Origin of the sequence: Paraburkholderia polaris, from assembly GCF_012927345.1 — a bacterium.
Taxonomy (GTDB): Bacteria; Pseudomonadota; Gammaproteobacteria; order Burkholderiales; family Burkholderiaceae; genus Paraburkholderia; species Paraburkholderia polaris.
The window spans coordinates 1-7,889 of the sequence record NZ_JABBGJ010000102.1 but is presented as its reverse complement, the minus strand read 5'-3'; the positions used below and the strand labels follow the sequence as shown (position 1 = coordinate 7,889).

Annotated in this window: 6 protein-coding genes and 1 pseudogene; 1 reads left to right on the top strand and 6 read right to left on the bottom strand. The window is 56.8% G+C overall.

From position 1 onward, the window contains the following. The 5 genes and pseudogenes from HHL24_RS42775 to HHL24_RS42755 all read right to left on the bottom strand — a co-directional run. Positions 1–241, bottom strand: a pseudogene (locus HHL24_RS42775) (IS6 family transposase); the annotation flags it as partial. Positions 242–573: 332 nt separating this feature from the next. Then, positions 574–1,500, bottom strand: coding sequence for a 2-hydroxyacid dehydrogenase (locus HHL24_RS42770; RefSeq protein WP_169491267.1), 927 nt, complete (start codon positions 1,498–1,500; stop codon positions 574–576). 22 nt (positions 1,501–1,522) lie between these two features. Beyond that, positions 1,523–2,326 carry a class II aldolase/adducin family protein gene (locus HHL24_RS42765; RefSeq protein ID WP_169491266.1) on the bottom strand — a complete coding sequence of 268 codons (804 nt, stop codon included), beginning with the start codon at positions 2,324–2,326 and terminating at the stop codon, positions 1,523–1,525. Between the two features lie 250 nt (positions 2,327–2,576). Further along, a complete protein-coding gene (gene speB, locus HHL24_RS42760; RefSeq protein WP_169491265.1) occupies positions 2,577–3,623 on the bottom strand; it encodes an agmatinase in 1,047 nt (348 codons plus the stop codon). A 368-nt stretch (positions 3,624–3,991) separates the two neighbouring features. Then, positions 3,992–4,780, bottom strand: coding sequence for an ABC transporter substrate-binding protein (locus HHL24_RS42755; protein WP_169491264.1), 789 nt, complete (start codon positions 4,778–4,780; stop codon positions 3,992–3,994). Positions 4,781–5,287: 507 nt separating this feature from the next. Here HHL24_RS42755 and HHL24_RS42750 point away from each other — a divergent pair. After that, the gene (locus HHL24_RS42750) at positions 5,288–6,436 is read left to right on the top strand and encodes a porin (RefSeq protein ID WP_169491263.1); all 1,149 of its coding nucleotides are present in this window, start codon (positions 5,288–5,290) and stop codon (positions 6,434–6,436) included. Positions 6,437–6,980: 544 nt separating this feature from the next. On the opposite strand, the gene HHL24_RS42745 is transcribed toward HHL24_RS42750, so the two are convergent. Beyond that, positions 6,981–7,772, bottom strand: a complete 792-nt coding sequence (locus HHL24_RS42745; RefSeq protein ID WP_054043063.1) for an ABC transporter ATP-binding protein — start codon at positions 7,770–7,772, stop codon at positions 6,981–6,983. Between the last annotated feature and the right edge of the window lie 117 nt (positions 7,773–7,889).

Sequence of the window (7,889 nt, the reverse complement as noted above, 5' to 3'; positions counted from 1 at the left end):
GCCATGACCGCCCTGACGGTACGGCAAAACGATTCCAGCGCTTCACGAACTCCGGTGTGAAACGCTTCACCCAACGCATGATCGTGGTGTGCGCCAGCGACAGTCCCCGCTCGGCCATCATTTCGACCAGATCGCGCAGGCTGAGCTTGTAGCGAAGGTACCAGCGCACGCAGAGAACAATGATCTCCCGATCAAAATGCCGTCCATCGAACAACCCCTCCAGACCTTTCCGCTTGCTCATCACCGGTCACCAGTTCGTCAGGCTGACAACTTTAACCGATTCCCCGTGCCTATTTGCAACAGAACCTCTAGAAGGATACACCGGCTGCGGCTTCCTGAGTCGCAGAAGCGTCGAAAGCCACGTATCAATAGATCAGCGCCTGGTTTGTTTGCTCCTGAATCGACATCGTTAACTCCTAAAACTTGCAGAGTGACGGTGACCGTCACGAGCCTTGCTAGAAACGACCACCGGCTCCCGGTGTCGGCGTTACTTCTACGAACGGCCTACGTGACCGATTCGCTGAACGAGTTCATCAATGGCCATGAGGAATGCGCCGGCCTCCATGCCGGTTCTCAATAGCAGAGCGTGACGTCGACTACGTTCTGCAACGGCTCGCCGCGTATCAGCCTGCGCGCGTTAGCTGCCACCTGCGTGCCGATCGTGTCCCAACTCGCGACGGACGCCATGTGCGGCGTAACGATCAGATTGGGGGCTCGCCACATATGATCCTTCGGGGGTAACGGTTCGTTCGGAAACACGTCGACAATCGCACCGCCGATCTTTCCACTCGTGAGCGCCGCGATCAGGTCCGCGGGCACCAGATGCTCGCCGCGGCCAACGTGGATCAGTTTCGCGCCCGGCCGCAAGTATTCGAAGGTGGTCGCGTTGAGAATCCAGCGGGTTTCGTGAGTGAGCGGCAAGAGACACACGAGGATGTCCGTCCCTTGGATGAAGTGCCTGAATTCCTGCGGACCGGCGAAGGTCGTCACGCCCGACAGTTCACGCGGCTTGCGCGCCCATCCGCGCACCGCGAAGCCGAAGCGCTGCAGATCCATCGCGACTCGGCTACCGATTTCCCCAAGACCCATGATGCCGACTGCGCATTCAGAAGAATCACCCTGCTCATGGCGGAACCAGCGTTCGATAGGCTGATTGGCGAGCACGCGATCTAGCTGACGATGATAGTGCAGCACCCCCCACGTGACGAATTCGCTCATTCCCCGTGCGAGTTGCGGATCGACGACCCGGCACAGCGGCACGGAGGGAAAGGCGCAGTCGGACAGAATGCCGTCGACGCCCGCGGCAATGCTATGTACGAGCCGAAGTTTCGGCAGCGACGCAAGCGCGCCGACCGGCGGGTTCCAGCACACCGCAATTTCGGCATCGGAGGCGGATTGCTCACCGTGCATCACGACATCGAGCTCAGGTGCTGCGCGAAGAATCGGCTGTACAAGGTCTGAAATGTCCTCGTCGCCGCTCATCAGAACTACTTTGGTCATCGCAAGAAATCCTAAAACTCGCCTAGTTGCGGTAATCGCATTGCGGATCATCAATCAGCCGTAGCGCCGCGCGCCAAGCCATTTCGGCAATTTCCGCCGAGTCCTCCCCATCAAACTGGCTCGCGGTCAACTCGCACACTTCGCGTGGCGGGATGCGCAACGCGCTGCCACCTGCCAGCGCCTGGATTTGCGCCTGGCAGGCCCGTTCGAGGAAATAGATTTCGTGAAACGCTTGCGCTACCGTTGCGCCGCCCGCGAGCAGTCCGTGATTGCGCAGGATCATCGCCTTACAGGAACCGAGGTCGCGCACCAGACGCTCGCGTTCGCCGAGTTCCAGCGCGATGCCCTCGTAGTCGTGATAGCCGAGCTTGCCGTAGAACTTCAGCGCATGCTGGCTGATCGGCAACAGTCCATGCTCCTGAGCGGAAACCGCCGTCCCGGCGGCCGTATGTGTATGAATCACGAAATGTAGATCGTCGCGTGCGGCATGAATAGCCGAATGAATCGTAAACCCCGCGGCATTCACGCGAAACAGTGTTGGTTCTGTGTGTGCTCGCTGGTCAATGACGTTGCCGAGATGATCAATCTTCACGAGATCCGACGCGCGCATCTCATGAAACAGGACGCCATAGCGGTTAATCAGAAACGTCGGCGCCTCACCGGGCAATCCTGTCAGACGTGCCGTGATGTGAGTATCGATCATGTCGGTCATACGAAAGTGCGCGGCCACGCGGTAAAGCGCCGCCAGTTGCTCTCGTATCCGTTGTTCGGCGCCGGGCGGCGTCTGTTTATCGCTCAGGGAACCGGACGCTTGTGTCGGTTGCATGTTAGAAAGTCTCCCAGATACTCGCGTGCTGAGGTGCACGTGGTGTGCGTTAGCTGTATGTGGTTCAGACTTTACGAGCCCGCAAGCCATGGTCTCGAACTATCCGCACTATATCCAGCCTAAAGCTGTCGTCAATTTGTCGACGCCTTCTTGTAATCTATCTCTTTCTTGCGTCGATTCGGGTTTGTGCTTCGATCGATCTGTCCGAGAAAATAAGACCGATACGCTCGGACCCTACGTTGTGTGCCGTTCATGCCTTGAGGCGTATGCACAGCAAACTTAGTATCTCAAAGAGTATCTGCGCGCCTGCGTGGGCCGTGTTGGTGGTAGCGTCATATTCAGGAGCGACTTCCACCACATCGCCACCGACAATGTTTATCCCCGCTACCCCCCGAAGAATGGCCTGCGCTTCTCGCACGGTGAGTCCCCCAACCTCTGGAGTTCCAGTCCCGGGAGCAAACGCCGGATCCAAACCGTCGACGTCAAATGAAACGTAGACCGGTCCATCGCCGACCACGTCTCTCGCCTTTGCAATCACGGCTTCGATGCCGATCACCGGAATATCTTCCGCGTGGACTACAGTCATCCCCGACTCATAGGAGAACTCCCAGAGGTATTCGGCTGCTCCGCGTATGCCAATCTGAATGGTTCGCGTGGGATCCAGACATCCTTCCAACACCGCACGACGAAACGGGCCGCCGTGATGAAACCTGCAACTATCGAAGGGGCCCCCTGTGTCGCAATGGGCATCGATGTGAATAAGGCCAACCGGCCTATCCTTGCCTAGCACCCGAAGTATGGGAAGCGTGACTGAGTGATCGCCCCCGACAGAAAGAGGGGCTACTCCTGCCTCATGGATCTTCTTGACGACATTTTCGATGTCTTGATGACATTCTTCCAGGCGAAACCGACTCCCGAATGGCACATCACCGACATCCGAAACGGAGATATCTCGAGTGGGTAGTAATTTTAAAACGTGGTTGTATGGGCCAATCCGCTCAATGTTACGCAGCGCGCGCGGTCCAAAGCGCGCACCGCTCCGGTTCGTAACTCCCAAGTCCATCGGAATACCCAGCATCGCGACCTGCAAACCCTTCAGATCGGGCTTACTCCAGTCAATCTGCCGCCACGGAGCATCAAGCAAGGTTGACAAGCCAGCGTAGGGTGCTTGTCGAGTACCGAACTCATCAATCAACAAATCGGCGACGGCACGAAAGTGCTCGTCATAAAACTTACTCTCGTTTTCACCGCCAAAGCGTGCGCGTAGCTCATGGAGCTTTTCATTGCTGAGCGACATACATACTCCTAACTTCTATTTTCAGAAAGACGCTTGACTCCGCATGAGCGCGCGGAACGGTCATCTAAACCACGATATTGCCGGGTAGGACGTCGGGAATTACTCAATTTTCAAAAACACCCGAACTCAGCGTTTTTGATGTCCATTACACAGGAATTGCCCGTGAAACTTATCCCTTTGTCACACTCCCTTTTGCCTACCCTGCGTAGGATCCCATAACATTGTCGTCGGGCTGCTGGCGGGTGAGCCGGATAGGCCCGGTTCACATGCCATCCAGTACCTGACAGAAAGCGTCTCTTAACCGATTACCGGGGACATCCGGGCTCCGATGTTCACATCGCCCCCTTTAGCAGCCGTCAGCCCGGCTATCACTTCGCTGTCACATCGATATCCCCGAAGTACTTCTTCGAAAGTTTCTCAATTGTTCCCTCAGCCTTCACTTGCTTGATTGCCGCATTTAGCTTCTCTTTGAGAGCACCGTCGCCCTGTCTTAATCCGAATGCTACGCCGCGACCCAGAATTTTTTCATCTTGCACAGGAACCCCAGCGAACGTAAAACCCTTCCCCTCTGGTGTCGAAAGGAACGCGCTCTGCCCCGACGGCGAGAGAACCAGGGTCGCGTCAAGCCGACCGGAAGTAAGATCGTTAAAAACCTGGTTCTGGTCCTGATACGTGACTACGTTCACGCCCGCTGTGGCCCAGTGCGCCCTGGCGAAGTTCTCATGGATGGACCCTTGCAAGACGCCAACGCTCTTGCCCTTCAGCGACGCAGCAGTCGGCTGGAGACCGCTACCCACCCGGGCGATCAGCTGAGATGGCACGCGATAGATCACTGTCGTGAAGTCGATCGTTTGCTCGCGCTTCTCAGTGACGTTCATTGCCGAGTTGATGGCATCGAACTTACGCCCCTGAAGAGCGGGAATCAGCCCGTCGAAGGATGTTTCAATCCAACTACAGGACATCTTCGCGGCAGCACACACTGCCTTTCCCAGGTCGATATCAAATCCCTGCAGCTCCCCATTCGCCGATTTGGATTCGAACGGCGGGTAACTCGCCTCTATGCCGTAACGCAATACGTCCTCCGCATACGCTACGGTGCCGAGAAATGAGCAGGTCAGAAGCAGCGCAGCCGCAACCCTGTGTCGCAATCTGATCATTGTGGTCTCCAGTTATCACGCCGTTCAGTGGCGTGCTCGCCAAACGCGCCCACTTGCGTTTGCGAGCTCGCGCAGAATGCACCCGGAGCTGGTCCAAGTGTTTATCAATCATAGAGCCTCGGGCCATACAGTTAAATCAGGATCCTGAGAATTTCAATTTATGAAATTCAGAAGTATCGCTATCGACAGGGATTGCTCGTGAACATTCCCTGCGCCCACACCGCCTCCAACAACGATATTTCGACCAAACTGACCTGCGGCCGCTGCCCATGATGACTAGGTGATGCATGTGCTATCACCCGATCCATCTTCACGGATCACGTCGATCGGCAGAATCATCTGAGCGTCTTCTTCAGCCTTTAAGCATTTTTGCAACGTCGCATCGATGTGGCGTCTGTGCCAATGGACAGGACATCATCGACGTGCAAGCATCTCATCCGTTGCGTTTGTGTGAATGCAACCTTGCGCACATGCGATCAGAACTACTAACTAATTACGGAGATCTTTATGAAAAGACAAACCATCGCACTGGCTGTGGCTACCGCATTCGTCGCGCCCGTGTTTGCGCAGAACACCGTCACGCTGTATGGATTGATCGACGAGGGGTTCGACTATACGAACAATGTCCACGGCAAGTCCCTCTCCGAACTACAATGCGGCTATGCGCAAGGTAGCCGTTGGGGCCTGAAGGGAACGGAAGACCTCGGCGGCGGCTTGAAGACAATCTTCACATTGGAGAACGGTTTTGATGTGAATAATGGCAAACTGGGTCAGGGTGGCCTCATGTTCGGTCGTCAGGCTTACGTCGGTTTGACGGATGACAAGTACGGTACGATCACGTTCGGCCGCCAGTACGACTCGTTGGTCGACTATCTTGCACAGACAACTGCAAACGGAAACTGGGCCGGCTACCTGTTTTCGCATCCGTATGACAACGACAACACGGATAACTCGTTCCGTGTGAACAATACGATCAAATACGCGAGCCCGGATTTCGCAGGCCTTCAGGTCGGTGGCACGTACAGCTTCAGTAACGACACGAACTTTGCGAATAACCGTCAATACAGCATCGGCGGCCAATACGCGAACGGCGGCCTCCTCGTGGCGGCCGCGTACTTGCAAGCGAACAATCCGTCGTCGAGCGCGAGCGGTGCAATAAATAACGGCGGCGATGAGAACTTCCTAGCCAAGCGGCTACGCGTTTTCGGCGGCGGCATCAATTACACGTTCGGTTCGGCAACTGCCGGTTTCGCGTACACGAACACGGATATCACCTCCCCGCTCTCGACGACCTACATCTCGGGGTCAATCCTTCCGGCAGCCGGCGCCCTGAACGCGCTCAAGTTTCAGAACTTCGAAATCAACGGCAAGTACCAGTTCACGCCATCCTTCTACGTTGGAGCGCAATATGTGTACACGATGGAGACCTTCGACGCGTCCTCTGGTAGCGCGAAGCCGAAGATCCACTCGGTCGGCCTGATGGCGGACTACAACCTCTCGAAGCGCACAGACTTCTACGTTCAGGGCGCCTACCAGAAGGTCGCGGGCGACAAGACGGGTACCGCGCTCGATCAAGCGTACGTGCCTGGAGCAGCGCATGCTTCGTCGACGTCGAATCAGTTTGTGTTCCGCGCAGCCATCCGTCATAAGTTCTAAAAACCACGCAGCATCACGCGACGTCGGAATCGTCGCGTGATGTCGTGCCTCGCTAATCCAGACTCAAGTCGACGACGCGCCGGACGTCCGATAGACTTTTCAGCGCCCAATCGTTGGAAACAATTGAAACGTATCGAGCGTGTTGGAAACGATAGCAGTCAGGTTCCCGGCGACAGCCAGTCTCTGCGGGGAGCTGCCATCTGTCGCCGTAAGCGTATCCGCTCCGATCGCCGTTGTCTGACTGAGCAGCCGATTCGGGGCAACCGTGGCGTTAAACTTTTAGCAGCCTAAATCGCGCCCGAGACACAGGGATTGCGACAAGAACATAGGGGCGTGTTGTTCGCAGCGCTCATGTCGCAGCCTACCTTGAATTATGCGTTGCCGGCTTCGGCGAATTGCAACCCACCTCTAGTCTCGTGCGGGAGTAATGGGGCCGTGCAATGTCGTGACGCCGATCGGCCTTGAGGACAATTGGCGCTCCGCCAGGGGTTTGCATTGGCACGGCAAGCTGAGCCAAGCTAGCCGATCACTTTGAGCGTCCTCGTCATTTAAGGCTGCCGGACAGGAACTGCTTGAGTCGTTCGCTGCGCGGCGTGGTCAGCACTTCAGCGGGCAAGCCCTCTTCTTCGGTGCGGCCCTGATGCAGGAACATCACATGATTCGACACGTTGCGCGCGAAACCCATTTCGTGCGTGACGACGATCATCGTGCGGCCTTCTTCGGCGAGCTTCTGCATCACCTTCAGCACTTCGCCGACCAGTTCGGGGTCGAGCGCGGACGTAGGCTCATCAAACAGCATCACGTCGGGGTTCATTGCCAGCGCACGTGCAATGGCCACGCGCTGTTGCTGACCGCCCGACAGATGCGACGGATACTGTTTTTCCAGACGCGGCGCGAGGCCCACCTTCTCGAGATATTCGCGCGCACGCTCTTCGGCTTCGCGACGCGACATGCCGAGCACATGAATCGGCGCTTCGACGATGTTCTCGATCACATTCATGTGCGCCCACAAGTTGAAATGCTGGAACACCATCGCCAGTTTCGTGCGGATGCGTTGCAGCTGCTTGTGATCGGCCACTTCCAGATTGCCGGCGCGGTCGGCTTTGGTTTTGACCATTTCGCCGTCGACGACGATCTGCCCCGCGTTCGGCCGCTCCAGAAAATTAATGCAGCGCAGGAAGGTGCTCTTGCCCGATCCGCTCGCGCCGATGATGCTGATCACGTCACCCTTGTTCGCGTTCAGCGACACGCCCTTGAGCACTTCGTTGTCGCCGTAGCGCTTGTGGATGTCCTGAACGGCGAGCTTGCAAGCTTCGGTTTGAGTCGTGTGGAGCAAGATGCTCTCCCTTTGAAAATACGGATCAATCTACGTGACGGCGCGAACCCGCCGCGCCGCTGCATCGAAACATGCCTGCTCAGTGCGTGCGCACCGCGAGGTAACCCAGCCAGTGAC

Coding starts and splice junctions, on each gene's coding strand:
- HHL24_RS42770 (WP_169491267.1), bottom strand. CDS start 1,500: ATGACCAAAGTAGTTCTGATGAGCGGCGACGAGGACATTTCAGACCTT.
- HHL24_RS42765 (WP_169491266.1), bottom strand. CDS start 2,326: ATGCAACCGACACAAGCGTCCGGTTCCCTGAGCGATAAACAGACGCCG.
- speB (WP_169491265.1), bottom strand. CDS start 3,623: ATGTCGCTCAGCAATGAAAAGCTCCATGAGCTACGCGCACGCTTTGGC.
- HHL24_RS42755 (WP_169491264.1), bottom strand. CDS start 4,780: ATGATCAGATTGCGACACAGGGTTGCGGCTGCGCTGCTTCTGACCTGC.
- HHL24_RS42750 (WP_169491263.1), top strand. CDS start 5,288: ATGAAAAGACAAACCATCGCACTGGCTGTGGCTACCGCATTCGTCGCG.